At 69.9% G+C, this 24,849-nt stretch carries 20 protein-coding genes; 13 read left to right on the top strand and 7 right to left on the bottom strand.

Features of this window, described 5'->3' with window-relative positions; translation table 11 throughout:
• Positions 1-200: 200 nt before the first annotated feature.
• Both BKA25_RS16290 and BKA25_RS16285 read left to right on the top strand, forming a co-directional pair.
• The gene (locus tag BKA25_RS16290; protein WP_157421033.1) at positions 201-503 is read left to right on the top strand and encodes a hypothetical protein; all 303 of its coding nucleotides are present in this window, start codon (positions 201-203) and stop codon (positions 501-503) included.
• Between the two features lie 51 nt (positions 504-554).
• The gene (locus tag BKA25_RS16285) at positions 555-1,985 is read left to right on the top strand and encodes an aldehyde dehydrogenase family protein (protein ID WP_216637857.1); all 1,431 of its coding nucleotides are present in this window, start codon (positions 555-557) and stop codon (positions 1,983-1,985) included.
• Between the two features lie 141 nt (positions 1,986-2,126).
• Here BKA25_RS16285 and BKA25_RS16280 read toward each other — a convergent pair whose 3' ends face one another.
• Both BKA25_RS16280 and BKA25_RS16275 read right to left on the bottom strand, forming a co-directional pair.
• Positions 2,127-2,603: an OsmC family protein gene (locus tag BKA25_RS16280; RefSeq protein ID WP_069848598.1), complete on the bottom strand. Its 477-nt coding sequence runs from the start codon at positions 2,601-2,603 to the stop codon at positions 2,127-2,129.
• 231 nt (positions 2,604-2,834) lie between these two features.
• Positions 2,835-3,404, bottom strand: a complete 570-nt coding sequence (locus BKA25_RS16275; protein ID WP_236750681.1) for a TetR/AcrR family transcriptional regulator — start codon at positions 3,402-3,404, stop codon at positions 2,835-2,837.
• Between the two features lie 101 nt (positions 3,405-3,505).
• On the opposite strand from BKA25_RS16275, the gene BKA25_RS16270 reads away from it, so the two are divergent.
• Positions 3,506-4,462 (top strand): alpha/beta hydrolase, encoded by a 957-nt coding sequence (locus BKA25_RS16270; protein WP_084643633.1) that lies wholly within the window; start codon positions 3,506-3,508, stop codon positions 4,460-4,462.
• Between the two features lie 5 nt (positions 4,463-4,467).
• Here the strand turns inward: BKA25_RS16270 and BKA25_RS16265 are convergent, their stop codons facing one another.
• Both BKA25_RS16265 and BKA25_RS16260 read right to left on the bottom strand, forming a co-directional pair.
• Positions 4,468-5,895, bottom strand: coding sequence for an amidase (locus BKA25_RS16265; RefSeq protein ID WP_069848603.1), 1,428 nt, complete (start codon positions 5,893-5,895; stop codon positions 4,468-4,470).
• A 42-nt stretch (positions 5,896-5,937) separates the two neighbouring features.
• The gene (locus BKA25_RS16260) at positions 5,938-6,915 is read right to left on the bottom strand and encodes a D-2-hydroxyacid dehydrogenase (protein ID WP_069848605.1); all 978 of its coding nucleotides are present in this window, start codon (positions 6,913-6,915) and stop codon (positions 5,938-5,940) included.
• 221 nt (positions 6,916-7,136) lie between these two features.
• On the opposite strand from BKA25_RS16260, the gene BKA25_RS16255 reads away from it, so the two are divergent.
• From BKA25_RS16255 to BKA25_RS16240, 4 genes are read left to right on the top strand one after another with little or no spacing between them, the layout of a single operon-like run.
• On the top strand, positions 7,137-7,631 hold the full coding sequence (locus BKA25_RS16255) for a DUF3830 family protein (protein WP_069848606.1): 495 nt from the start codon (positions 7,137-7,139) through the stop codon (positions 7,629-7,631).
• Positions 7,632-7,645: 14 nt separating this feature from the next.
• Positions 7,646-8,404 carry a maleate cis-trans isomerase family protein gene (locus BKA25_RS16250; protein ID WP_069848608.1) on the top strand — a complete coding sequence of 253 codons (759 nt, stop codon included), beginning with the start codon at positions 7,646-7,648 and terminating at the stop codon, positions 8,402-8,404.
• 47 nt (positions 8,405-8,451) lie between these two features.
• On the top strand, positions 8,452-9,174 hold the full coding sequence (locus tag BKA25_RS16245; protein WP_157421034.1) for a maleate cis-trans isomerase family protein: 723 nt from the start codon (positions 8,452-8,454) through the stop codon (positions 9,172-9,174).
• Positions 9,175-9,177: 3 nt separating this feature from the next.
• Positions 9,178-9,858, top strand: coding sequence for a GntR family transcriptional regulator (locus tag BKA25_RS16240; protein WP_069848610.1), 681 nt, complete (start codon positions 9,178-9,180; stop codon positions 9,856-9,858).
• A 77-nt stretch (positions 9,859-9,935) separates the two neighbouring features.
• Here BKA25_RS16240 and BKA25_RS16235 read toward each other — a convergent pair whose 3' ends face one another.
• Positions 9,936-11,402, bottom strand: coding sequence for an NAD-dependent succinate-semialdehyde dehydrogenase (locus BKA25_RS16235; protein ID WP_069848611.1), 1,467 nt, complete (start codon positions 11,400-11,402; stop codon positions 9,936-9,938).
• A 93-nt stretch (positions 11,403-11,495) separates the two neighbouring features.
• On the opposite strand from BKA25_RS16235, the gene BKA25_RS16230 reads away from it, so the two are divergent.
• The 6 genes from BKA25_RS16230 (at position 11,496) to BKA25_RS16205 (ending at position 22,508) form a co-directional block, all read left to right on the top strand.
• On the top strand, positions 11,496-12,749 hold the full coding sequence (locus BKA25_RS16230) for an aspartate aminotransferase family protein (protein WP_069853560.1): 1,254 nt from the start codon (positions 11,496-11,498) through the stop codon (positions 12,747-12,749).
• Positions 12,750-13,193: 444 nt separating this feature from the next.
• A complete protein-coding gene (locus BKA25_RS16225; RefSeq protein WP_084642874.1) occupies positions 13,194-14,624 on the top strand; it encodes a GlnX family signal transduction membrane protein in 1,431 nt (476 codons plus the stop codon).
• Positions 14,621-15,598, top strand: coding sequence for a glutamate ABC transporter substrate-binding protein (locus tag BKA25_RS16220; RefSeq protein ID WP_069848613.1), 978 nt, complete (start codon positions 14,621-14,623; stop codon positions 15,596-15,598). Before BKA25_RS16225 ends, BKA25_RS16220 begins: the two co-directional genes overlap by 4 nt.
• A gap of 125 nt (positions 15,599-15,723) precedes the next feature.
• Positions 15,724-18,576 carry a serine/threonine-protein kinase gene (locus BKA25_RS16215; RefSeq protein WP_084642876.1) on the top strand — a complete coding sequence of 951 codons (2,853 nt, stop codon included), beginning with the start codon at positions 15,724-15,726 and terminating at the stop codon, positions 18,574-18,576.
• 3 nt (positions 18,577-18,579) lie between these two features.
• Positions 18,580-19,734, top strand: a complete 1,155-nt coding sequence (locus BKA25_RS16210) for a PP2C family protein-serine/threonine phosphatase (RefSeq protein ID WP_069848615.1) — start codon at positions 18,580-18,582, stop codon at positions 19,732-19,734.
• A 260-nt stretch (positions 19,735-19,994) separates the two neighbouring features.
• Entirely contained in the window at positions 19,995-22,508 is a 2,514-nt protein-coding gene (locus BKA25_RS16205) for a serine/threonine-protein kinase (protein ID WP_069848617.1), read from the top strand.
• Positions 22,509-22,516: 8 nt separating this feature from the next.
• Here BKA25_RS16205 and BKA25_RS16200 read toward each other — a convergent pair whose 3' ends face one another.
• Both BKA25_RS16200 and BKA25_RS16195 read right to left on the bottom strand, forming a co-directional pair.
• Positions 22,517-23,146, bottom strand: coding sequence for a nucleoside/nucleotide kinase family protein (locus BKA25_RS16200; RefSeq protein ID WP_069848619.1), 630 nt, complete (start codon positions 23,144-23,146; stop codon positions 22,517-22,519).
• A gap of 12 nt (positions 23,147-23,158) precedes the next feature.
• Positions 23,159-24,844, bottom strand: a complete 1,686-nt coding sequence (locus BKA25_RS16195; protein ID WP_069848621.1) for a bifunctional 3'-5' exonuclease/DNA polymerase — start codon at positions 24,842-24,844, stop codon at positions 23,159-23,161.
• Between the last annotated feature and the right edge of the window lie 5 nt (positions 24,845-24,849).

Here is a 24,849-nt window from a genome sequence, read left to right as displayed (position 1 = left end):
GAGTGATCATGATGACCCCCGACTCGCCGATCATCGGTGGCCCGGGAGTCTGCACACGAAGGGGCCGAAGGGGACTACCCTCGCAACTCATGGATGCCTCCACGCACCGGGAACGACAGACGGGTAGGGCCGGCCGCTACAAGCCGGTCCCGCGCACCGGTCCGCGGCGCGGGGCCAAGGACGTCGATAGGAACGACGCGATGCCCCCCGCAGATGTCGCACAAGAAGTCGGCGAAGCCGCCCGCCAGCTGGGCGACCAGCTCTCGGACACCAATGCGCTGCACAGTCTCTCCGATATCGAGCGGATCGTGGCGGGCCTGGCCGCCGCCGTGACCGGTGCCGCCGACGGCTTGGACGGAATCACCCAGTGGTTGCGCAGCACCGGTTACGGGGGGGATCTCTCGGGACATGCCAGTGTGGTGGCCGAACGGTTGGCCCACGCGGGTGGCGAGCTCGGTCTGCTGGTCGATGCCGTGCACAAGGCGGCGGGCGAGACGGAGTGACCACCTGCGCCTCGGCGCAACCCGGGATGGGCGGATTCGACAGTGGACGACCTGGCGATGCTGCGTAACTTCGTCGGCGGCGAGTATGTCGACACGGTGGACGGATCGACGACGACCCTGATCGATCCCAGCACCGCCCAGGAGGTCGGCGACGCACCGCTGAGTCGCTGGCCCGACGTCGATGCCGCCATGCGTGAGGCCGAACGTGCGCACGAGACCTGGGCGAGCACCACGCCGGCCCAACGGCAACGTGCGTTGCTGCGCTTGGCGGACTCGGTCGAGGACGCCGCCGCGGATTTCGTGTTCGCCGAATGCGCGATCACCGGTAAACCGGTGCGGCAGGTCGTGGAGGATGAACTACCGCAGGCCGTCGACCAGATCCGCTTCTTCGCCGGGGCCGCCCGGGTACTGGACGGCACGGCCAGTGGCGAGTACGTGCCGGGACATTCCTCGATGCTGCACAGCGAGCCGTTGGGAGTGTGCGCGCAGGTCACGCCGCACAGTCATCCGCTGGTCTTCGCGGCGGCCTCGATCGCCCCGGCGCTCGCGGCAGGCAACGCGGTGGTGCTCAAACCGGCCGAGACGACTCCGACCACGAGCCTGCTCCTCGCCGAGCACGCCGCCTCAGTGCTCCCGCCGGGCACGCTCAACGTCCTCTGTGGCGACCGGGACACCGGGCGCGCGATGGTGGCACACGAGGCGCCGAGGCTGATCGCCTTGACCGGCTCGGTGCGCTCGGGAATGGAGGTCGCGGGCTCGGCCGCCTCCGATCTCAAGCGCGTTCATCTCCGATTGGGCGGCAAGGCACCCGCCGTCGTCTTCGCCGATGTGGACATCCCGGACACGGCGGCGCGGTTGGTGCGGGCCGCGTTCGCCAACGGCGGGCAGGACTGTCTGGCGGCGACGCGGATCCTCGCAGCGGAAACCGTCTACGAGGAACTCGTGGCCGAGATCGTCACGCGAGCGCAGGCCCTGCGCACCGGGCCGCCTCAGGACGTCTCTGCCGACTACGGGCCCTTGAACAATCTCACCCAGTTCGAACAGGTCAACGGTTACCTCGATCGACTGCCCGATCATGCCGATGTCTTGACGACCGGAGGTCGTACCCGGGAGACGGGATTCTTCCTGCGGCCCACGGTGATCGCGGGTGTCCGCCAGGACGACGAGGTGGTCCAGAACGAGGTGTTCGGTCCGGTGCTGACCGTCCAGCGGTTCACCGACGTCGAGGAGGCGCTCACCCTGGCCAACGGCGTCCGCTACGGCCGGGCGGCGAGTGTGTGGACCGCGGACAACGCCTTGGCCGCCCGAGTGTCCTCGGCGCTGTCCTTCGGAAGCGTCTGGATCAACACACACGGCAGCGTGGTGCCCGAGATGCCGCACAACGGCTTTCGGCATTCCGGACACGGGACCGGGGTCTCGCGACACGGCTTGGACGACTACACGCGGTTCAAACACGTCATGACCAGCTTGATGCCGCGCTGACCCCGGAGCCGACGGGCGTGGGCCTCGCCGACCGGGACCGGAGCGCGTCGCTCGGTGGTCGGCCGCGAAGTCGAGCACGGGCGACCCCTGCGGTGTCGGGGCAGACGGTGCGCCCCGGTCCGAAGTCGGCTGCTCAGCTGTTCATGCGCCCTCGACCCGGATGGTCGGGGTGTGCCGAACCGGGAAGTTCACCGAGTTCGCGATGAAACAGACCTCGTGGGCCCGCTCGTGCAGCTCCTCGGCCTTGGCGACCAAGCCCGCCTCCGCGACCGTGACCACGGGTGCCAGGACGACCTCGACGAACCGGCCGCCGGTCCGCGCGGACTCCTCCATCGTCCCTCGGGCGGTGTCGGTGTAGTCGACGACCACGACACCCTCTCGCGAGCACAACGAGAGATAACTGAGCATGTGGCACTCGGAGAGCGAGGCCACCAACAGGTCCTCGGGATTCCAGCGTTGCGGGTCGCCGACGAACGCCGGGTCGGCGCTGGCCTGGATCGTCGTCTTGCCCGACGCCGTGATGTCGTGGTCGCGGCTGTAGGCGCGGTAGCCCGAGGTGCCCGGCCCGCTGTTACCGGTCCACTGCACGGTGATCTCGTAGTCGTGCTTCCTACCCATGTCGAAGAGGCCTCTCTCGGTGGAATCGAGCCCGCGTGCATATCGCGGGCGCTGTGGTGGACCGGCGCGGCTTGTGCGGCGCATCCCTGGATCGGGTCCGGGTCCGCTGATTGTTCCAGCCCTGTTGCCTCGGCAACAGAGTCCTGCCTGCCGTGCGACGCGGCTCTCGGCGCGCGGCACCGACTGCATCGAACCGCCGATGCGAAAGCGATCCGCTGCCAGGCCCGCCGACTAGGCCTGTCGGTGCTCCGGTGCCGCACCCGCGACCGCGAGCATCAGCGCGACCAGTCGATCGACCTGATCGGCCGGTGCGGGCAGCGCCTCGAGCAGTACCCGGTGCAGTTGTGCGTCGACGGCGTGGACCAGTGTCGCCGCCACCAGCTCCGGCATCGTGCCGCCCAGTCCACAGCGGATCAGGTGGTGGGACACCTCGTCGATCGTCCGGTCGGCGAAGGCGTGCAACTCGGCGACCCCCTCCGCGACCCTCGGCGCGTTGCGGTGCATCAGGGCGTGCAGCCTCGGCCGCGCCGCATGCAGCGCCACCAGCTCCGAGGCGAGCACGCTCGCGAGGTCCTCGAAGGACGGCTGCCGATCGCGTAGCTCGGCGAACACCGTGTCCAGTCGTGCGGTCGCCACGGCGGCGTGCTGGACCGCCAGCGCGTACAGCAGGGCCTGTTTGCGTGGGAAGTACTGGTACACCGTTCCGATGGACACCCCGGCCCGTTCGGCGATGTGATTCGTGGTCGCGGCCAGGCCGTTTCGATCGAAAAGCTGAGCAGCCGCCTCCAGCACCACCGCCACGGTCTCCCGTGAACGCTGCTGGCGAGGGATCTTGCGGGGAGTGTCGACGAGCGCCCCAATGCGAGTTGTCGGAGTCGGTCCAGGGCTTCAAGACTATCGGTGTGCATGACGACTATCTGGCGCTGTTGGCCGACGATCTTCGCCCCGAGCGGTTGCCCACCCGACGCTCGACCTGGTGGCACGGCCGTGATCCGGCGGTACACCTCGAACGGGTCGGCGAGCCCGATGCGCCTCGACGGGCGCTGCTGGTGCACGGCGTGGGCGGCAATTCGGCGACGATGTGGCCGGTCAGCTCGCAGCTGGCCTGTCGAGGTTTCGAGGTGTTGGTGCCGGATCTGCCCGGCTACGGTCGGACGCAGGCGCCTCGGCGCGGCTCGCTGAGGTACGGGGCCTGGATCGAGCTGGTCTGCGACCTGCTCCGTGCCGAGCGGCGCGGCGATCCGCGTCCGTTGACGTTGATCGGCGCGAGCATGGGCGGCATGATCGCCTACGAGGTCGCCGCGCGGACCGGACTCGCCGATCGCGTGGTCGTCACCTGCCTGTTGGACACTCGCGACCGGCGTGTTCGCCGGGGTATCGCGCGAACCCCGTGGCTGGGCGCGATGGCGCGACCTATGCTGCGCGCGGCGATCGGGCCGCTCGCACGGATCGAGCTGCCGTTGCGTCTCCTGGCGAACATGCGGGCGGTCGGCAACGAGCCTGCGTTGGTCGACCTGGTCCTCCGGGATCGGCGAGGCGGCGGGAACCGGTTGCCGCTGGGGTTCCTGCAGAGCTATCTCGACGCCGTGCCGAGCGTCGAACCCGAGGACTTCACCGGACCCGAGCTGGTGCTGGCCCATCCGGCTGCGGATCGTTGGACGCCGGTGGAACTCAGCCTGCCGTTCTTCGAGCGGATCACCGCCCCCACCCGGCTGGTGCTGTTACCGGGTGCGGGCCATTTCCCGATCGAGAAGGAGGGCATGCGGGTGTTGTCAGCGGTGCTCGCCGAGGATCCCGCACCGCAGCCGTCCGAGACGCTACCGCCTCCCACCGTGGAGGATGGTCGAGTCGAGCGGTGAGGTGATCAGCCCGCCGCGAGCAGGGGCGGACGCCGCCGATGCCACGGTCGGGCCTGCTCGAAGGCGTGGCAGGCAGCCAGCACCATCGCGTCGGCATGCCGGGGGCCGACCACCTGGAGGCCGATCGGCAAGCCGTCGGAGGTGAACCCGCAGGGCACCGACGCGGCCGGTTGCTGGGTCATGTTGAAGGGATAGGTGAACCGCGTCCAGCTGGTCCACCGCGCCTCGGCCGACCCGGCTGGTACCTCCATGCCCGCCTCGAAGGCCGCGACGGGCATCGTGGGGGTGAGCAGCAGGTCGTAGCGCTGATGGAAATCGCCCATCACGGCGCCGAGGGCGGCGCGGCAGGCATTGGCCGTGAGATAGTCCAACGCCGAGTAGCCCGCGCCCTGCTCCGCGATCTCGCGCAGCCCCGGGTCCAGCTCGGCCAGCTGTGTCCTCGACAGGGTCTCCAGGGATTTCGCCGCACCGGAGAACCACAGGGTGTGGAAATCGGCGACCGGGTCGGCGAATCCGGGTCCGACCTCCTCCACGGTGGCACCGAGTTCGGTGAACACCGCGGCGGCGGCCGCGACCTGCTCGGCGATCGCCGGATCCACCTCGATGTAGCCGAGATCGGGGCTGTAGGCGATCCGCAGCCCGCGAACTCCGGCGTCCAGTCCGTCGAGGAAGGACGCCGTGGGAGCGGGCAACGCGGACCAGTCACGCGGGTCCGGGACCGCGACCGCGTCGAGTAGCAGCGCTGCGTCGGCGACGGTCCTGGTCATCGGGCCGACATGGGCCAGGGTGCCGAACGGGCTGCTGGGATAGTGCGGTACCAGTCCGTAGGTGGGCTTGAGCGCGAAGATTCCACAGAAGCTGCCGGGGATGCGCACCGAGCCGCCGCCGTCGGTGCCCAGCGTCAGCGGGGCCATGCCCAGCGCCACGGCCGCGGCACCGCCACCGCTGGAACCGCCCGCCGTCCGGCTGGTGTCCCAGGGATTGCGGGTGACACCGGTCAACGGCCCGTCCGTGACGCCCTTCCAGGCGAGCTCCGGGGTGGTGGTCTTGCCGACGAACACCGCCCCGTGCTCGCGTAGCCGCGCCACCGAGGGCCCGTCGGCGTCCCAGGGCTGGTCGGGATCGGTGGTCCGCGAACCACGCAGGGTGGGCCACCCGGTGGTGAGCAGCACGTCCTTGATGGACACCGGGATGCCATCGAGCGCACCGCGCGAGTCGCCCCGTCGCAACCGCTCGGTGGCGGCGTCGGCGGCCGCCAACGTCGTCGGCTCGTCGAGCAGGCAGAAGGCGTTCACCTGCTCGTCGAGTCGATCGATGCGGGCCAGCACCGCCTCGGCCGCCGCTCGGGGCGTGGTCTCACCCCGGTCGAAGGCGGCTCGCAGTTCCAGCGCGGTCAAGTCCGCCACGTCCTCGCCCACCGTCGGCCTCCTCATCGTCGAGCTTTCTCAACCGTGTGTCCGCCGGTCGGGCGAACCTCATCCCGTGGGGACGTAGCCCCGGTTCTTGTCGACCACGTTCTCGAGTGGATCGCCCGCGCGGTAGCGGCGGAGGTTGGCCAGGAACAGCTCGAACAGCTCCGCGCGCCAGCCGGTGACGTCACCGGACATGTGCGGCGAGACGATCACGTTCGGCATGGTCCACAGTGGCGACTCCGGCGACAGCGGTTCCTGGGCGACGACGTCGAGGGCCGCCCCCGCCAGGGAGCCCGCCCGTAGCGCGGCGATCAGGTCGTCCTCCACCACCAGCGGTCCCCGCCCCACGTTGATGAACCGCGCCGTGGGGCGCATCGCGGCGAAGGCCGTTGCGTCGATCATGCCTCGGGTGGCGGGGGTCAATGGCGCAGCGCAGACCACGAAGTCGGCCCGGGGGAGCGCGTCGAGCAGGTTCTCGCTGGCGTGGACGAGCCCGAGGTCCACGTCGGCCTGCCTGGGGCGGCGACCCACACCCTCGACCGTCAGCCCGGCGGCGCGGAGCAACCGGCCGGTGGCACGGCCGATGGGACCGGTGCCGATGATCAGCGCATGCCTGCCCGCGATGCGCTCGGTCTCCCGGTGCTGCCAGTGGTTCCGGCGTTGCAGGTCGATCGTCTCGACGAACCCCTTGGCGAAGGCCAGGATCAACCCCAGGACGTACTCGGCGATGGGCTGGTCGAAGACCCCGCGTGAATTGGTGAGCACCGCGTCCGAGTCGAGTAGCCCGGGGAACAACAGCCGGTCCACTCCGGCGCTGGCCGAGTGCACCCAACGCAGTGAATCGGCGGCCTGCCAGGCCTTTTCGACCTGACCGGAGGAGAAGTCCCAGGCCAACAGCACGTCGGCGCCGGGCAGCACCTCGGCGAGCCGGTCCGCCTCGGCCGGTCGGACCTCGGCGAGTTCGTCGAGCTCGGCGGAGGCGGGCAGCGGATCGCGGCCATCGTGCAGGACGGCGACGGCGGGGCGGACGAGTGGCGACATGCAGCAGGCTCCGTCGGTCGGGGGCGGTTCACGAAGAGACCATCGGTCTACCAGCTCGGGCATTGACACGCTAGAAAGCTCTCGTAGGATTGTCAACAATCCGCACCGGCACCGATGGGCGTCCATAGGGCAGGGCGCGCGGAGAAGCTCAAGGCCAACGTCGGCCCGCCTCGAAACGCCTATAGCTGACCGCAGCGCGACCCGTTCGAAAGGTCTCCGCCATGCCCCGATACATCGAGATCGAGCTCACCAAACGCGGCGTGTCCTGCGTGGCCGAACTGTTGGACGCGGATGCCCCGCTGACCTGCGAGGTCGTCTGGCAGGCGCTACCGCAGGGCGGCGACATCCATCACGCCAAGTACGCGCGCAACGAGGTGTACACGATGGTGCCCAGGTTCGCGGCCGAGCCGCCGGGTCTGGAGAACCCGACCGTCACGCCGATCCCCGGTGACGTGGTGTATTTCGACTTCGCGGGCGGCATGCTCGATCGTCGCTTCAAAGAGGAGAAGAACATCCACGGTCTGCCCGGCGTGATCGACCTCGCGATCTTCTACGGGCGCAACAACCTGTTGCTCAACGGGGACGTCGGCTGGGTGCCCGGCAACGTCTACGCGACGATCGTCGAGGGACTGCAACCCATGGCCGAGGCGTGTAACGACGTCTGGCGCTCCGGCGCGGTCGGCGAGCGGCTGGTCTACCGCAGGCACTCCGGCTGATCCGGGACTACGCCATGCCGCCCGAGGTTCTCGGGGCGGTCGACGGCCCGTACCCGGATGACGGGATCGGCATCGTCGCCCCATTCGATTTCGCGCTCGATCGCGAACTGTGGCGTTGGGTACCGGCGGGAGTCACCCTGCACACGACCAGGGTGCCCTTCGTGCCGGTGCCGGTCACCGTCGAGATGGCCACCATGATCAGCGATGAACAGGCGGTACACGCGGCCACCCGGGATCTGCTGACCCCGGGGCCGAAGGTGATCGCCTACGCCTGCACGTCCGGTTCCTTCGTCAACGGCCTGGTCGGGGAGCGGGCGTTGACCACGATCATGCTGGAGGCCGGGGCTCCCGCCGCCGTCACGACCTCCGGGGCGCTCGTCGAGGCGCTGCGGCTGCTCGGCGTCGGGCGGGTCGCCGTCGCCACGCCCTATATCGGGCCGATCAACGAACGATTGGACTCCTATCTCGCCGAGCACGGGATCGAGGTGGCCTCCTGCTGCGGCCTGGGCTTGCTCGACCAGATCTGGAAGGTGCCGTATCGGGAGGTGGTGGACATCGTGTGCGCCGCCGACCGGCCCGAGGCCGAGGCGATGTTCGTCAGCTGCACGAACCTGCCGACCTACGACATCATCCCGCTGTTGGAACGCATCCTCGGCAAGCCCGTCCTGACGGCGAATCAGGTGACGATGTGGGCGGCGTTGCGCCTCCTCGACCGCGAGGCGGTGGCACCGGAGCAGCTGCTTCTGCGGCAGACCCGGCTTCCTGCGGCCTGACCCGGTAGGATTGTCGACAATCTAGTCGGGTGAGGATCGGAGACATCGTGGCCGTGACTGTGGGGTTCCTGTACCCGGGCTACAGCGCCGAGGACGACTATCCGACCTTGGAACGGATCCTCGGCGCCGAGGTGGCCCTGCCGCTGGTGCACACCGAGATGCGCGAGGACGCACACCGGGTCGACGCCCTACTGGACATCGGTTCCGCCGAGGTCCTGGCGGCGGGCGCCGAGCGGCTGCGGCAGCAGAACGTGAGCGCCGTGGTCTGGGCGTGCACCAGCGGGAGCTTCGTCTTCGGCGTGGAGGGGGCCACCCGGCAGGTGCGACAGCTTGCCGAGGTGGCGGGCGTGCCAGCATCGAGCACCTCGTTCGCCTTCGTCCGGGCCTTACGAGCGCTGGGCGTGCGACGGGTGGCGGTCGCGGCCACCTATCCGGGCGATGTGGCCGAGCGGTTCGTGGACTTCCTCGCCGACGACGGCGTCGAGGTGTCGTCGCTGGCCAGCAGAGGAATCGTGACCGCGGCCGAGGTCGGGACGCTCTCCAGCGCCGATGTGCTGGAATTCGTGGCCGCACATGATCATCCCGACGCCGAGGCCGTGCTGGTCCCCGACACGGCGCTGCATACCGCGTTGTTGCTCGACGAGCTGACCGCGCGGGTGGGCAAGCCGGTGCTGACCGCCAACCAGGTGAGTGTGTGGGAGGGTCTTCGCCTGGTGGACGCGGTAGCGCCACAGGGGTTGGGCGTGTTGTCCGGCCGGAGAACGGAGTGAACGATGGTGACCGTCGACACTGGGCAGGCGGTGGGCGGACTCGGGCCGCTGACCAGGAGATCCACCGCCGAGATCGTCGCGGAGCAGCTGCGCACCGCGATCACCAGGGGTGAGCTTCCCCCCGGGGGTCAGTTGGGTGAGATCGACCTGGCGAGCAGGCTCGGGGTGAGTCGGGGCCCGCTACGCGAGGCGATGCAACGGCTCGTGCAGGAGGGCCTGCTGCGCAGCGAGCCGCATCGGGGGTTGTTCGTCATCGACCTCGACGATGCCGACGTGCGGGACATCTACCGGGCGCGATTCGCGATCGAGCGCGCCGCGTGCGAGCTGATCCTCGGCGGGGATCGCGTCGAGGCGGTCGCGCGACTTCGCAAGGCGCACGCGGGGATGGCGGCCGCGTCGGCTGCGGGCGATGCCGACGCACTCGTCGACGCCGACCACTTCTTCCACCAGACGCTGGTGTCGGCCTCCGGCAGCCCTCGGCTGGAGCGGATGGCGGAGACACTGCTCGTGGAGACCCGGATGTGCCTGCTCGCGTTGCAGGGCACGACACGGCATTCCGGCGACACCATCGACGAGCATCGCGGATTGGTCGACGCGATCGAGGCGGGCGACGCGGCGCTGGTGCTGAGCAGTCTGGAAGCGCACATGGCCGAGGCCGTCGAGCGGCTGACCCGCCACCGCTGACCCCGACCGAGCGTGGCGTTCGACCGGATCGACCCGATGTCGGCGGGGCTCGGGCAGCGGGCCCCGCCGACCCTGGTTCACAGTGCGATGGCGACCAGTTTGGTCTCGAGGAACTCATCGATTCCGGTGCTGCCGCCCTCGCGGCCGAGGCCGGAGTGCTTCACGCCGCCGAACGGCGCGGCGGGGTTGGACACGATGCCCTGGTTGAGCCCGACCATCCCGGTCTCCAAGCCCTCCGACATACGCAGGCCGCGAGCCAGGTCGGTGGTGAAGACGTAGCTGACCAGGCCGTACTCGGTGTTGTTGGCCAACTCCAGTGCCTGCGCCTCGGTCTCGAAGACGCTGATCGGCGCCACCGGACCGAAGATCTCCTCGTTCGCCAGCCTCGCGTCGGTCGGCACGTCGGTCAGCACGGTGGGGGAGTAGAAGTAGCCGCCCGCATAGCCCTCGCCCGTGGGCGCGCCGCCGCCGAGGACCACTCGCGCACCCCGCTCGACCGCGTCGTCGACCAGCTCGGTGACCTTCGTCCTGGCCTTGGCGTCGATCAGCGGCCCGACCTGGACGCCGTCCTCGATGCCGTGACCGACCCGCAGCGCGGCCATCCGTTCGGCCAGCCGCCTGCCGAACTCCTCGGCGATGCCGGATTGGGCGTAGATGCGATTGGCCGAGGTGCACGCCTCGCCCATGTTGCGCATCTTGGCCAGCATCGCGCCGTCCACGGCCTTGTCCAGGTCGGCGTCGTCGAAGACCAACAGCGGCGCGTTGCCCCCGAGCTCCATCGAGACCCGTAGTACCTGGTCGGCGGATTGCTCGATCAGCTTCTTCCCGACGGCGGTGGAGCCGGTGAAGGAGAGTTTGCGGGCACGACCGTCGCGGATCAACGGCTCCATCAGCTCGCCTGCGGCCACGGCGGGCACCACGTTCAGGACGCCGTCGGGTAGTCCTGCCTCCTGCAGGATCGCGGCCAACGCCAGCATCGACAGCGGGGTCTGGTGTGCGGGCTTGATCACGCTGGTGCAGCCCGCCGCGATGGCGGGCCCGATCTTGCGGGTTCCCATCGCCATGGGGAAGTTCCAGGGCGTGACGAACAGGCACGGCCCGACCGGTTGCCGCATCACCAGGAACCGGCCCGCGCCGTTGGGCGCGACCTGGTAGCCGCCGTCGATGCGGACGGCCTCCTCGGAGAACCAGCGGAAGAACTCGGCCGCGTAGGCGATCTCCGACCTGGAGTCGGCCAGCGGTTTGCCCATCTCGGAGGTCATCAACAACGCGAGATCGTCCTGTCGGGCCATCAGCAGCTCGAAGGCGCGTCGCAGGACCTCGCCGCGCTCCCTCGGCGGTGTCGCGGCCCAACCCGGTTGGGCGGCGACCGCCGCGTCGAGCGCGGCCCGCCCGTCGGCGGCGGTGGCGTCGGCCACCGAGCACAGCACCGCCCCGGTGGCCGGATCGTCGACGTCGAAGGTGCGACCGCCGGATGCGGGCACCCAGCTGCCTCCGATGAAGAGATCTCTCGGAGTCTTCTCGAGGACCGTCTCGACGCTCATTGCCTAAGACCCTCCGCGTTGGTGTGGACATGCGACCACGGTCGATGGTTGCATGGAGATAGATTGTCGACAATCCTACAGTTGGGTGTGATCATGGCTCAGTTGTCGCCGGTGCTCAAGCAGGCCACTCCCGTGCAGGTCACCCGGGGTGAGGGTGTCTACCTCTACGATCAGAACGACCAGCGCTATCTCGACTTCACCGCCGGGATCGGCGTCACCAGCACCGGACACTGTCATCCGAAGGTCGTCGCAGCAGCTCAACGACAGGTGGCCACGCTGATCCACGGCCAGTACACCACCGTGATGCACCAGCCGCTGATCACGTTGACCGAGCGACTCGGCGAGGTACTGCCCGCCGGACTCGACTCGCTGTTCTACGTCAACTCCGGGAGCGAGGCCGTCGAGGCGGCGCTCCGCCTTGCCCGGCAGTCCACCGGCAGGCAGAACGCGGTGGTCTTCCAAGGCTCCTTCCACGGCCGGACCTTCGGCGCGGCCTCGCTGACGACCTCCGGGGCGAAGATCCGAGCGGGCATCGGCCCGCTGGTCCCCGGCGTGACGGTGGCACCCTTCCCCTACGCCTACCGCTACGGACTGTCCGAACAGGACGCGGTCGCCTTCGCACTGCGCGAGCTCGACTATCTGTTCGCCACCGCGAGCCCCGCCGCCGACATCGCGGCCTTCTTCATCGAACCGGTGCTCGGCGAGGGCGGGTACGTTCCGGTGCCACCGGCCTTCCTCGCCGGACTCCGCGAGCGGGCCGATCGACACGGCATCCTGCTGGTCCTCGACGAGGTGCAGACCGGATTCGGCCGGACCGGTCGATTCTGGGGGCACCAGCACTCCGAGGTCGAGCCGGACATCCTGATCACGGCGAAGGGCTTGGCAAGCGGATTCCCCTTGTCGGCCATCGCTGCGAGCACCGAGCTGATGAGCAGGGCCCTGCCCGGCTCGCAGGGCGGTACCTACGGCGGCAACGCGGTGGCCTGCGCTGCGGCCATCGCCACCCTGGAGGTCATCCAGGAGGAGGGACTCGTCGCCAATGCCGCGACCACCGGCGAGCAGCTTCTGGCGGGTGCCCGCCGGATCGCCGCGGACCATTCGGCGATCGGCGATGTGCGGGGCCTCGGATTGATGGTCGCCAGCGAATTCGTCGAACCGGACGGTTCCCCCGCCCCGGCGGCCGCGGCCAGGGTGCATCGCGCCGCATCGGATCTGGGGCTGCTGCTGCTCACCTGCGGTCCGCACGGCAACGTCGTGCGGATGATCCCCCCGTTGATCGTGGATGCGGAGCAGATCGACCAGGGCCTGGAGATCTGGTCGAAGGCGGTGGCCGTCGGACTGGGCTGAGCCCGCTGCGCCCGGTGTGACGAGAACCCTCCCGTCGCACCGGGCCGCCTGCCGCGTCACGAAATGATCCAAACCGCTATCTTGATCAAGAGCGGGCGGTATCTTCGCTCCCAGTACGCAGGAACGAATGTCCGAGGGGACGAGATCGGGCGCATGCTCGGCGATCCGAGTGAGTCGCCCGGTCGGCACGCCTGATCGTGCGGGCGGTGTACCCGCATTCTGCTTCCAACGGCAGAATCGCCGGATACCGCCGGGCCTCCGTCGAGGACATGTGGTTCTCGCGGGCGGCGAATCCACTGGATGTGGCCGGAACAGATCGTGAGGGTGTGACGCGGTGAGGGGTCCTGACACGCCGAGCGGACGAATCGTCCGGTTCGGGGCGTCTTCACGTCCTCGGCGGCAGGGCTTCGCGGCCCGATCACGGTCGCGAGGGGGATCGCAGGCATGAACAGCGCACCGCCGCCCCAGCAGCCTCGGCCCCCGGCCGGTCCGGGTGTACCGCCGCAGCCCGGCACCGTGGGACGACAACAGCCGAAGCCGCCCGCATCGCATCCGGCCGAGCAACGCCGACGGCCCGCACGACAGGGCGCGCTGCGCCGCTATCTCGCCGATCTGCGTGCGCTGCGCTCGACCACGCCGGGCCGGTTCACGATGCTCGGCGCGACCATCGCCCTGCTCAGTGTGATCGCCGGTCTGTTCGGGTTCTTCGCCGTGCAGACCAAGGAGGACGGGCTCAACGACCTCGTCCTGCGCAGCGAACCGCTCAGCATCGCGGCCCAGGATCTCTACAGCGCGCTGTCGGATGCGGACGCGACTGTCGCGGGCGCCTTCCTGGTGGGCGGCGGCGAACCGCTCGCCGTCCGGGAGCGCTACGAGGCCGACATCGCCGCGGCCGCCGATGCCTTGACCGCCGCCGCCCACGGCGCGGGCGGAGCGGGCAGGCTCTCCGAGCCGGTGGCCAGGTTGTCCAACCAGCTGCCGGTGTACACCGGCCTGGTCGAGGCAGCCAGGGCCAATCACCGGCAGGGATTCCCGGTCGGTGCGGCCTATCTGCGGGAGGCCTCCGGCCTGATGCAGTCGACGATGCTGCCCGCCGCCGAGGAGCTCTACCAGTCCGAGATGGCCCGTGTGGTCACGGACCAGGACGACGCCTCCGGCTGGCCGATCGTCGAGGTCGCTCTTGGCGTGGTGTTACTCGGGGCGTTGGCCTTCGGCCAGCTCTACGTCTTCCGTCGAACCAACCGGATCCTCAACATCGGCATGGTCGTCGCGACGGTCGCCGTGGTCGCGAGTCTGGCCTGGACCGGGATCGCCCAGCTGAGCATGCTGAGCAGCCTCGACGAGAGCCGCACCGAGGGATCCGCGCAGGTCGACGTCCTGGCCAGGGCCAGGATCGCCGCATTGCAGGCCAGAAGCGGCGAGACCCTCACCCTCGTGGCGCAGGGCTCGGGCGGCTCCTACGTCAAGGACTTCGACGAGGCCGCCGAGCAGCTGGGCGGCACCGACGGATCGGGCGGACTGCTCGGCGAGGCCAGGGAGATGGCCACCGACCCCGAGGTCCGCAACGCGGTCGACGCCGCGATCGAACAGAACCAGACGTGGATGTCGTTACATGCCGAGATCAGGTCCCACGACGAGGCAGGCAGTTTCGATGACGCGGTGGAGTTGACGACGACCACGGCGAACGAGGCGTTCTCCGAGGTCGACCGCAATCTGATGACGGCACTCGACGCGGTCCGGGACACCATGGTCGCTCGCTCGGCCGATGCGCACGGTGCCCTCGGTGGACTGGCGATCGGCATGTTGGCCTGCTCCCTGATCGCGGCGGTCGGCGCTGGTGCGGGCATCTGGCAGCGCGTGAGGGAGTATCGATGAGGTCTGGTAGTCGAGTCGCCGTCGCGCTGGCCGCGATACTGACCTTGGCGGGCTGCTCCGGGGCCCCCTCGGTGCCCACCGACGTCGAGGTCGACGTCGAACGCCCCCTACCGGTCGGCGCCCAGGAGGCGGGGGAGCTGGATCCGCCGCCGTCCGAGGACGGGGCCTGCGATCCCACGGCCAGCCTTCGACCGTCCGGCGGCCTTCCGCAGCCCGGTCAGATGCCTGCGGGCTCGACCATGGACGAGATCGTCGACCGAGGCGTCCTCATCGCGGGTGTCGACCAGACGACCTATCTGATGGGATACCGCGACCCCACGGCCGAGCGCCTCTCGGGTTTCGACATCGACCTGGTCCATGAGTTGGCCGACGCACTTTTCGGCGATCCCAACCGGGTCCGCTTCGTGACCGTCACCTCCGATCAGCGCGAGGAGGCGTTGGAGGAGGGGACCGTCGACGTCGTGGTGCGGACGATGACCGTCACCTGCGAACGGTGGGAACGCGTCAACTTCTCCACGGTCTACTTCGAGGCGGGACAGCGGCTGCTGGTGCACCGCGATTCCGGCTACTCCGACGTCGAGGACCTCGCAGGCGAACGGGTCTGCTCCGCGCGGGGCTCGACCTCGCTGCGCCGACTCGCCGCCCACGACGCGGGCCTGGTGCCGGTGGAGGTCGCCGACTGGTCGGACTGCCTGGTGATGTTGCAGCAGGGCCAGGTCGAGGGATTCTCCACCGACGACACCATTCTGGCGGGCATGGCCAGGCAGGATCCGCAGCTGCACGTGGTGGGCGACCGGTTCTCCAGCGAGCCCTACGGGATGGCATTCAACAAGGACGCCGAGGACTTCGTCCGCTTCGCCAACGCGCTGTTGGCCCAGATGCGCGACGACGGGACCTGGGAACGGATGTACGACGACTGGCTGACCGACCTGGGGCCCGCCCCGGACCCGCCCACCGCCAACTACCGGGACTGACACGTGTCGCTGATGGCGCGAGGGCTGCCTGCGGACCGCCGGACCGATGAGGACGGCGTTGGGCGGGAGGCGCGGGTGAGTGTCGCGCGGCACGGACACGACATGACGGGGAAGGAGGGACGACGATGACCGAGTGCACGAAGGCAGGCTGTGACGGCCGGGTGGTCGACGGCCGCTGTGGGGTCTGCGGGCAACCCGCCGCCGAGCAGCCCAGGACGGACTCCGTGGTCAACCGGCTCGTCGACCCGTCGACGGACGAACCACCGACTCCCTCGCGCGTCGCGGCTCGGCTCGGCGGGCTCGACGATGAGGGCCGACGACGGGTGTCCGGTCCGGGTGAGGCGAACAAGCAGGCCGATCCCGTTGTCACCACCCAGCACGAACAGCCCGCCACGGGGGTGAGTCGACCGCAGCAGACCGGCGCGCGGCCGATGTCCTCGGGTCAGTCGACACCTCCCGGCGGGGTGACGGGCCAACAGCAGGCAGGTCTACGGCCACCGGGGATGCCGCCGGGATCGACACAGCAGACGCCTCAACAGCAGTACCCGCCGCCACCGAACACTGCTGCGCAGTATCCGCCGCCGTTGACCACGCGGACTCCGGTGTCCCCGGGACGGCAACCCATGCCTCCCGGAGTACCCCCCGGAGTCACCTCGGTCTCCTACCCGACGGGCGGACCGGCGCGACCTGCGCCGCCGCAGCCGCCGAACACCACGGCCCGCTCCACCTCGCAGCCGCGACCCAACCCGCCCGGTGCCTCGGTGGGATCCGGACTCGGTCCGGATCGGACCGTCGTGACCAATCCGCCCGGCCGGGCGGCCTTCGCCTCGCCGCAGACCACCCAGACCAACCAGGTCGGAACGCGCGGCGAGATCACCAGCTCGACGTCCAGCCGGACCGCGTCGTCGCCCTCACGTCGTGGATCCTCGCGATCCAGCAGGCGGGGCAGGCTCGGCGGTGGACTCGTCGAGGTGCCGCAGGTACCCGCCCGCGACCCGGCATCGGTGGTCCTGGCCAATCCGCAGGTCGCCGAGAACAAGCGGTACTGCGCGAGTTGCCAGCAGCCGGTCGGCCGCAGTCGAGGCGGCAGGCCCGGCAGGGTGGACGGCTACTGCCCGCAGTGCGGGGCGCGGTACTCCTTCAGCCCCAAGCTGCGGGCGGGCGACTTCCTCGCCGGGCAGTACGAGGTGCTCGGCTGTATCGCCCATGGTGGTTTCGGCTGGATCTACCTCGCCCGCGACCGCAACGTGCACGACCGCTGGGTCGTCCTCAAGGGCCTGCTCAACGACGGTGACGCGGACGCGGTCGAGGCCACGCTGAACGAACAGCGGGCGTTGGCCCAGGTCGAGCATCCCAACGTGGTGCGGATCTTCAACGTGGTCCAGCCGACGGACGGCAGCTCGACCGAGACCGTCGGTTACATCGTGATGGAGTACGTCGGCGGCCAATCGCTGCGCGACATCCTGACCGAGCGCCGCAAGACCGAGGGCGCCACGGCGGCTCTACCCCTGGACCAGGCCATCGCCTACGTGCTGGAGATCCTGCCCGCGATGGGCTACCTGCACGAACACGGCCTGTTGTACTGCGACCTCAAACCGGACAACGTCATCCAGACGTCCGAACAGGTCAAACTGATCGACATGGGCGCCGTCCTCCGGATGGACGACGACTACGGCGCCGTCTACGGCACGATCGGATACCAGGCGCCCGAGATCGCCACCATCGGTCCGTCCGTGGCCTCCGATCTGTACACCGTCGGCAGGCTGCTGGCCGTGCTGAGCTTCCACTTCCCCGGTTACAACAAGGAGTTCAAGGAACGGCTGCCCGACCCGGCCGACGTTCCGGTGCTGGCCGAGCACGAATCCCTGCTGCGCTTCCTCCGGCGGGCCTGTCACACCGACGCCAATCAACGCTTCGACTCGGCGGACGAGATGGCCGAGCAGCTCACCGGTGTGCTGCGCGAGGTCGTCGCCGTTCGCGATCACAAGCCGATCCCCGGCGTGTCACCGCTGTTCACCCCCGAGAGGCGCAGCTTCGGCATCGAGAAGGTGCGGGAGATCGCCGCAGGCAGCGCGGTGCTGGAATCCCGCCGGGTCGCGATGGCGTTGCCGGTGCCGCTGGTGGATCCGAAGGACCCGGCGGCGGGCTTCCTGCTCAGCGCGGAGGACGCGGGCCCGGATCAGCTGCGCGGCGCGATGCAGACGATCGAGGTCCGGTTGCGGCTGGCCAGGGCACACATCGATCGAGGCGAGCTGCGCCCGGCCTGGCAGGTGTTGCAGGATGCGGCACGCCAGGAACCCGATGACTGGCGTATCGCCTGGTATCTGTCGCTGGGCGCGCTGGCGGGCGGTGATTTCGAGGACGCCAAGCGCCGATTCGAATCGCTCTACGACCGTTTTCCCGGCGAACAGGCCACGAAGCTGGCCGTGGCGGTCACCGACGAGTTCCGAGGCGACAACGCCTCGGCCGCCCGCCGATACGAGATGGTGTGGCGTAGCGACCACGATTTCGTGAGTGCGGCGTTCGGCCTGGCCAGAGCCCGGTTGCGGGTTCGCGACGTGCGCGGTGCGGTCGCGGTGTTGGAGTCCGTCCCGGAGACCTCGAGTCATCACGTCGCAGCGCGGATCGCCGCCGTCCTGGCCCGCGTGCAGGATCGGGCTCCCGGCGACCTCGGTCATCAGGACCTGCTCGACGCCGCCGTCCGACTCGAGCCCTTGGGCCTGGACAACGAACGACGTGCTCGGTTGATCGTGGAGGTGTTGCAGGCGGCCCACGAGTGGGCCCGAGGTGTCGGTGCAGGCATGGGTGGGCGTCCCAGGGCGCCCGGCCGCTTGTTCGGCCTGGAACTGGACGAGCACATCCTCCGACTCGGCCTGGAGAGCGGCTATCGCAGCCTCGCCAAGGCCGTGGAAGACCGGGCCGAGCGAATCGCCCTGGTGGACCGGGCGAACAGCCTTCGCCCCCGAACTCTGGTGTAGCCGATGGCGCAACGACAGACCTCGGTCCTCGGCGACACGCCGACCGGACCGGCCTGCCCGCAATGCGAGTACGTGACGATGGCAGGCGATCTCTTCTGCGAGGACTGCGGGGAGAACCTGGGCCCCGTGCTCGCCCAGACACCCGAACCCACACCGGCCGCCCCGCCCGCCGGAACCGTCCTCTGCGGCGGCTGCGGACACTCGCAGTTCACCGCGGACGGCCTCTGCTCCCGGTGCGGTCGGGCCAAACCCGCCGACAACGATCGGGTCGAGGTCGATCTCGGCGTGGTCGCCGGCGTCAGCGACCGAGGGCTTCGACATCACCACAACGAGGACGCCTTCGGGCTTCGGACGCTGGCGTGTCCCGACGGCACGTCGGCGACCATCGTGGTGGTCTGCGACGGGGTCTCCTCCTCGTCGCGCGCCGAGGACGCCTCCCGGGTGGCCGCCTACACCGCGGCGGAACTGCTGTCCGAGGCGGTCCGGGCGGGTTCGGAGACCGCCGAGGCGACCCGCCGCGCGGTACGGGCGGCCACGGAGTCCGTCGCAAGGCTGCACACCGATGCGGCCGACCGCGACCCGCCGTCCTGCACGTATGTGTCGGCGGTGGTCACCGAGACCGAGGTGACCATCGGCTGGGTGGGCGACAGCCGGGCCTACTGGCTGGCCCTGCCGGAGCCCGAGTCGACCATGGCCAACTTCGGCGTGGTGGGCGGGGCCGACATCGCGATCAGCTCGCAGGCTCATCAGGAGCAGGTGACCGAGGTGGTCGCGGCGGGCGGTTCCGCCTGTCTGACGCTGGATCACTCCTGGGCTCGGCAGATGGTCTCCACCGGTGAGATGACCGAGCTGCAGATCCAGGGCGACCGGCGAGCTCCGGCGCTGTGTCGATGGTTGGGCGCGGACTCGGACGGCAGGCCTGCCGAGGTGGTGAGATTCCGGCCGAGCGGTCCGGGAATCGTGCTGGTCTGCACCGATGGTCTGTGGCATTACCTGGGCGATCCGACGCAGACCGCGACCAGGGTCGCCGCGTTGGGCGATCCGTTCAACGCGGCCCGCGAGCTCACCAGCCTCGCCCTGCGGGGCGGTGGCCACGACAACATCACCGTTGCCCTGGTGCCGTTCCCCCTGGGAAACGCCAGCGGTCGATCGGCCTGATCCGGATGCCCCGGCGGTCGAATCGCCGCCGGGGCACCGCGAACGCTCGGCTCCTTCGATCCCCGGCCACGACGGCCGCGAGCTTCTCGATCGAGTCGAGCACACCGACCTCGGCAGTGCCTTTCGGGGTTGATCCACAACCTGCGGACCCGCAGGCATATCGTGTACGCGCAGGCTCGCGCCTGCCGCGGGTGGCCCTAGGACGCGGCTGTGGTGCTCGCTCGATGCCGACAGCACCGTGAGGGAAGGGGCGAGACCAGTTGGAACCCGTCGTTGATTTCGCGGCGGCACTCCTGTCTTGGCTGCACCGATTGGTGGGGGCGAACTTCTGTCCCGGTGACTGGGCATGGACGGTGACGGGCGCCGGAGTCCTCATCGGAATGATCGTGTCGTTCGGCAGCCTGGTCATCGCCGTGCTGCGCAAGGGCATCGGCAATCGCTACAACGTCGGCATCGGGCTGCTGATCGGCCTCATCGGCGTGTGCACGGCATTCGTGATCCCGACTATGTTCTTCCAGGGCATCTCCGAGGCGCTGACGAGGGCGGCCTCCGGATACGGCCCGTTGGCTGCGCAGGCATCGGACAGCCTGTCCGTCGGCATCTGCCTCGGCGGTCCCGGCACCCAGGGCGACTACCTGATCGCCAATGGCTCGGTGTCGAATGCGATCGTCGACAGTGGTGCCCCGCTGCGGTGGCTGTACATCGCCGCGCTCGTCGGGCTGCCCATCGTGCTGTTGGCGCTGGTCGCCTGGCAGGGTCGCCTCGCCGCGCGCAGGGGTCCGGCCTGGCCCGGAGTGACGCTGTGGGCGCCCTTCGCGATCCTCGCGCTGCTCACCGGCGGACTGACCGCACAGATCGTGGTGCACCTGTGGGTCGGAATGCTGCCGCCGCTGTTCGTCGGTGCGCTGGTCCTGCTCGCGGTCGGCCCACCGCCGCGTGCGGTCATCGAGTGGTCGGAACGGCCGGACTCGGACAGCTCCGACCATCAGCGGTCGTCGGCCGAGCACTCCCCGCGAGACGACTACGACGTCCAGCAGTCTCACCACCCCCGCGAGCCGCAGGCTCCCCAACGAGTCGCCGTGCAGGACCAGCAGTACACACCGATGGCGCAGCCCCAGCCGCCCGTCGATCCGCGACCCGCACACCACAACGTGGTGCGGGCAGGCTCGCCACCGGTGGAGCAGGCCCCGATCCTGCCGCCGTCGGCCGTCGAACCGAAGCCCGACGACGCGCCGAGGCTGGCCGACACCCCGGGTCCCCTGCCCGCCTTCCTGCTCGGTGGTGCCGCACCCGCGGGGGCTGGCGATTCCGCACGCGGAGATGCCGATGCAGGCGCCAATATGGACGTTCCGACGCTGCTGGGCGGCAGCGTGCCGGTGAGTGGAAGCGGAGCGGGGCGCGGCCGATTCCAACGCATTCGACGTCTGGGCAAGGGCGGGTTCGGTGAGGTCTGGTTGGCCTTGGACACCGGCCTGAACCGCGAGGTGGCCGTCAAGATCGCTCACGCGCCCGACACCGAGAGCGAGGAGCGGATGCTGCGCGAGGCGCGGGCTTTGGCCGCGGTTCGGCACCCCAACTGCGTTCGGATCTACGACATCCTCGATGACCTCGGGGACGGCACCGACGGCCTGGCCATCGTCATGGAGTACATCGCGGGCGACGCGCTGTCCGATGTGGTGCGAGCGAGCGGCCCCCTCGACGACGTGGCCGCCGCACGACTGTGGGGCACGATGGCCGAGGCGCTGGGCGCCGCCCACGACAAGGGCCTGCTCCACCGGGACATCAAACCGGGCAACATCCTGGTGGACGAGGCGGGGATGCCGCAGCTCATCGACTTCGGGATCGCGCGCAGCGACGGCGACAGCACACTGACCGCCACCGGGATGATGGTCGGCACGCCGGACTTCCTCGCGCCCGAGGTCGCCCGGGGCGAGGCCGCGAGCCCGTCCTCCGACAGCTGGCAACTGGCGGCCACCGTGTCCTATGCGTTGACGGGCAATCCGCCCCGGGGCTATCGGGACAGTCCGATCTCGGCGTTGATGGCTGCCGCCGAGGCCGCCGAGCTCGTCCACCTCCCGGAACGAAGCAAGCACCGTGCTCGGTTGGTCGCCGCCCTCGGCCCGGAGCCGTCTCGTCGGCCGTCGCTGACGATGATCTCAGCGGGAATGACCGCCTACCTCAACGGATCCGGGGCCAGCCCCGACGGTCCGGTGACCCAGCGGTTGCGCACGACCGATGCCACTCCGGACTCCGACGCCACCACCCGTCGGGCCGCCCCGCCGATCGGGCCTGCCGCCGAACGCGGACCGCAGGCCCCGCTCGGTCCGCCGACACCGGGTGTATCGGCGGCGCCCACCCAGGTCCAAGGCCCCCGGAATCCACCGCCTCGGCCACCGGGTCCGCCCACCGGCAGACCTGGACCGGGTCCGGTCCCGCCGGGACAGGCCCCGCCCGGTTCCTCGGCGGGCCGCCCACCCATGCCGCCCACCGGATCGGCTCCGATGGGACGGCCCGGCCCGAACCGACCCCCGTTCGCCACCGGCGCTCCGCCGCAAGGGCAGGCAGGCCACGGCGGTGCTCCCGGGCCGACCGGTCCGCGTGGCGCGGGTGCTCCTTCCGGAGCCGCTCCGCAACCCGGTGGCCCGCCAGGCGTCGCCCCGAATGTCGCGGCCTCGGGCTCCGGGACTGCTCCGCCACAGCCACCACCACCTGCGCGGCCTACGGATTCTCCCGGCGGTACCCGCCGGTTCTCCGCGTTCGATCCCGAGGAATAGCCCGGAGTTCAGCGTGATCGTCGTCGATACGCCGGGCGTTCGGGGTGGTCCATCTGCACGATCAGATCGGCCACCTCCGAGGGGACGGACTCGGTGGCGTACCGGCGGTGCGCAGGCAGCGTCCACTGCAGTTCCTCGGGAATCAGACGTTGCATCGCGCGCGGGGAGACCGCGAGGTGCACGGTCAGGTCGAAGTCCAGCGTCCCGTCGAGCAGGAACATCCCGTCGACGATCACGACGGAGTTCGGTTGCAGCGCGACGTAGTCGGCCCGCGTGGCCCGATCCGTGATCGGATCCCAGCGGCTCGGCAGTATCCGGCCGGTGCCGGTCGTCTCGGCGGGAGTCAGCACCTCCCTGCGCAACGCCGCGTGATCCAGCCAATCGGGATAGGAGTCCGGATCCTGTCTCCCGTGCTCCCATCGAAGTGAGGCGGGACGTAGGAATCCTGCGGCGGCGACCCGCAACGCCGGACGGCCTCGGCGGGCCAGTTCGTCGACCAGCGACTCGGCCAACTGCGCGCCGTGCTCGGCGACCGGCGCATCCAGCGCCAGCCGGATTCGTCGTCCGCCTGATCGGTCGTCGATCCAGTCGGCGATCTCGACGGGCAGCCGCTGCGCTGTGCTCGACCGGAATTCCACCGGTGGATCGTCTCAGGGGGTGCGTGGCTGTTTCGCGTCGGCGTAGCAGTCGACCACGGCGATATCCATCGGGAAGCGGACCGGGCTACCCTCGAACACCAGCCGGGATGCCTCCGAGGCGGCGTGGTGGATCGTCTCGACGAGCTCCTCGGCGACCTCCTTGCGGCAGTGCACCATGACCTCGTCGTGTTGGAAGAAGACGAGTTCGGCGTCGGCGCGTTCGAACAACGCGGTCCGTAGGAGCGCGACCAGCGTGGCGGCCCAGTCCGCAGCACTCGCCTGCACCACGAAGTTGCGGGTGAACCGGCCGCGTGCCCAGCCCGCACGCATCGACGCCGGATCGTCCGAGCTCTCGGCGGCGCGGTCGGCGTCCAAGGTGGACGGGGGACAGGTACGACCGAGCCTGGACCGCACCAGGGCACCTGCCTCGCCCTGCCGCGCGGCGTGCTCGACGTAGTCCACCGCGACGGGGAATCGACGTCGTAGTGCCGCGACCAACGTGCCGGCCTCTCCGCTGGTCTGGCCGTACAGCGCGGCCAACACACCGATCTTGGCCCGTTCGCGATCGCCGTCGAACGCCTCCGCCGCCGTGGTCCGATAGAGGTCGGCATCGTGGCTGGCCGCGGCGAGCCGGGGATCCTCCGAGATCGCCGCGAGCACCCTCGGCTCGAGTTGGCAGGCATCGGCGACCACCAGCGTCCAACCGGGCATCGCGACCACCGCCCGTCGGATGGTCTTGGGGATCTGCAGCGCGCCGCCGCCACGACTGGCCCAACGACCCGAGACGACCGCGCCCGGGACGTACTGCGGACGAAAACGGCCGTCGTGAACCCATTCCGACAACCAGGACCAGCCGTGGGCACTGTGCAGTCGGGACAGTTCCTTATACTCCAACAGCAGGGGGACAGCGGGATGGTCCACCTCCCGCAGCACCCAGGACCGGGTCGAGGTGAGTCGAACACCGACCTGTGCGAAGGCTCGGATGATCTCCTGCGGCGAGTCGGGATGCAGCCGAGGTGCCTGCAACGCGTCGGCGATCGCCGACGCCAACTCGCCAAGTCTTCGCGGTGCGACCCCGGCGGGCGGCCTCGGCCCCAGCAGCCCGACCAGCAGCTCGTGGTGGATGTCGGCCCGCCAGGGGAGACCGAGGCGCCCCATCTCCTCGGCGACCAGCGCCCCGGCCGATTCGGCGGCCACCAGCAGGTTGAATCGGCCCGGCTGTCCGGTCTGCGCGATTCGACGTCGCTGGTCGGCATGGACCGCGAGCACCGCGTCGATCTCCCGCCCGCCACCGGGCAGGGGAGGTGGTTCCGGCTCGAACAGGGCGGGGACGAGTCCGTGATCCGACACCGTGGAGTCCTCGGGCACGGCCAAGCCCCGCAACCGGGCCACGCTCGCAGCCAGAGCGGCCGGTTCCCCCCACCGTCCCGCATGGCCCAGTAGCAGGGCCTCGGTCATGCGCAGGTCGTGGCAGCGTCGGATCCGCACACCGGCCTCGGCGAGTCGCCGGGCCGTCCTTGCCGCGTCGGCCAGTACCCAGCGAGGACGTTCGGCGGTCTCCTCCTCGGCGATGGCGGCGGCCAGATCCGCGACGAATCGGACCGGTTCTCGTGCCGCACCGTTGTGGTCCAGCCGTACCAGGGCGCCGCCCCGACCATCCGAGCCTCGATCGTCGCTGCCCGCCACCGCCGTGAACATGGCTG

Origin of the sequence: Actinoalloteichus hymeniacidonis (genome assembly GCF_014203365.1) — a bacterium.
GTDB lineage: Bacteria > Actinomycetota > Actinomycetes > Mycobacteriales > Pseudonocardiaceae > Actinoalloteichus_A > Actinoalloteichus_A hymeniacidonis.
The sequence above is the reverse complement of the archived record's forward strand: the minus strand, read 5'-3'. Positions and strand labels throughout refer to the sequence as shown.

Coding starts and splice junctions, on each gene's coding strand:
- BKA25_RS16235 (WP_069848611.1), bottom strand. CDS start 11,402: ATGAGCGTCGAGACGGTCCTCGAGAAGACTCCGAGAGATCTCTTCATC.
- BKA25_RS16210 (WP_069848615.1), top strand. CDS start 18,580: ATGGCGCAACGACAGACCTCGGTCCTCGGCGACACGCCGACCGGACCG.
- BKA25_RS16265 (WP_069848603.1), bottom strand. CDS start 5,895: ATGAGGAGGCCGACGGTGGGCGAGGACGTGGCGGACTTGACCGCGCTG.
- BKA25_RS16255 (WP_069848606.1), top strand. CDS start 7,137: ATGCCCCGATACATCGAGATCGAGCTCACCAAACGCGGCGTGTCCTGC.
- BKA25_RS16280 (WP_069848598.1), bottom strand. CDS start 2,603: ATGGGTAGGAAGCACGACTACGAGATCACCGTGCAGTGGACCGGTAAC.
- BKA25_RS16215 (WP_084642876.1), top strand. CDS start 15,724: ATGACCGAGTGCACGAAGGCAGGCTGTGACGGCCGGGTGGTCGACGGC.
- BKA25_RS16225 (WP_084642874.1), top strand. CDS start 13,194: ATGAACAGCGCACCGCCGCCCCAGCAGCCTCGGCCCCCGGCCGGTCCG.
- BKA25_RS16260 (WP_069848605.1), bottom strand. CDS start 6,915: ATGTCGCCACTCGTCCGCCCCGCCGTCGCCGTCCTGCACGATGGCCGC.
- BKA25_RS16250 (WP_069848608.1), top strand. CDS start 7,646: ATGCCGCCCGAGGTTCTCGGGGCGGTCGACGGCCCGTACCCGGATGAC.
- BKA25_RS16195 (WP_069848621.1), bottom strand. CDS start 24,844: ATGTTCACGGCGGTGGCGGGCAGCGACGATCGAGGCTCGGATGGTCGG.
- BKA25_RS16290 (WP_157421033.1), top strand. CDS start 201: ATGCCCCCCGCAGATGTCGCACAAGAAGTCGGCGAAGCCGCCCGCCAG.
- BKA25_RS16230 (WP_069853560.1), top strand. CDS start 11,496: ATGGCTCAGTTGTCGCCGGTGCTCAAGCAGGCCACTCCCGTGCAGGTC.
- BKA25_RS16240 (WP_069848610.1), top strand. CDS start 9,178: ATGGTGACCGTCGACACTGGGCAGGCGGTGGGCGGACTCGGGCCGCTG.
- BKA25_RS16220 (WP_069848613.1), top strand. CDS start 14,621: ATGAGGTCTGGTAGTCGAGTCGCCGTCGCGCTGGCCGCGATACTGACC.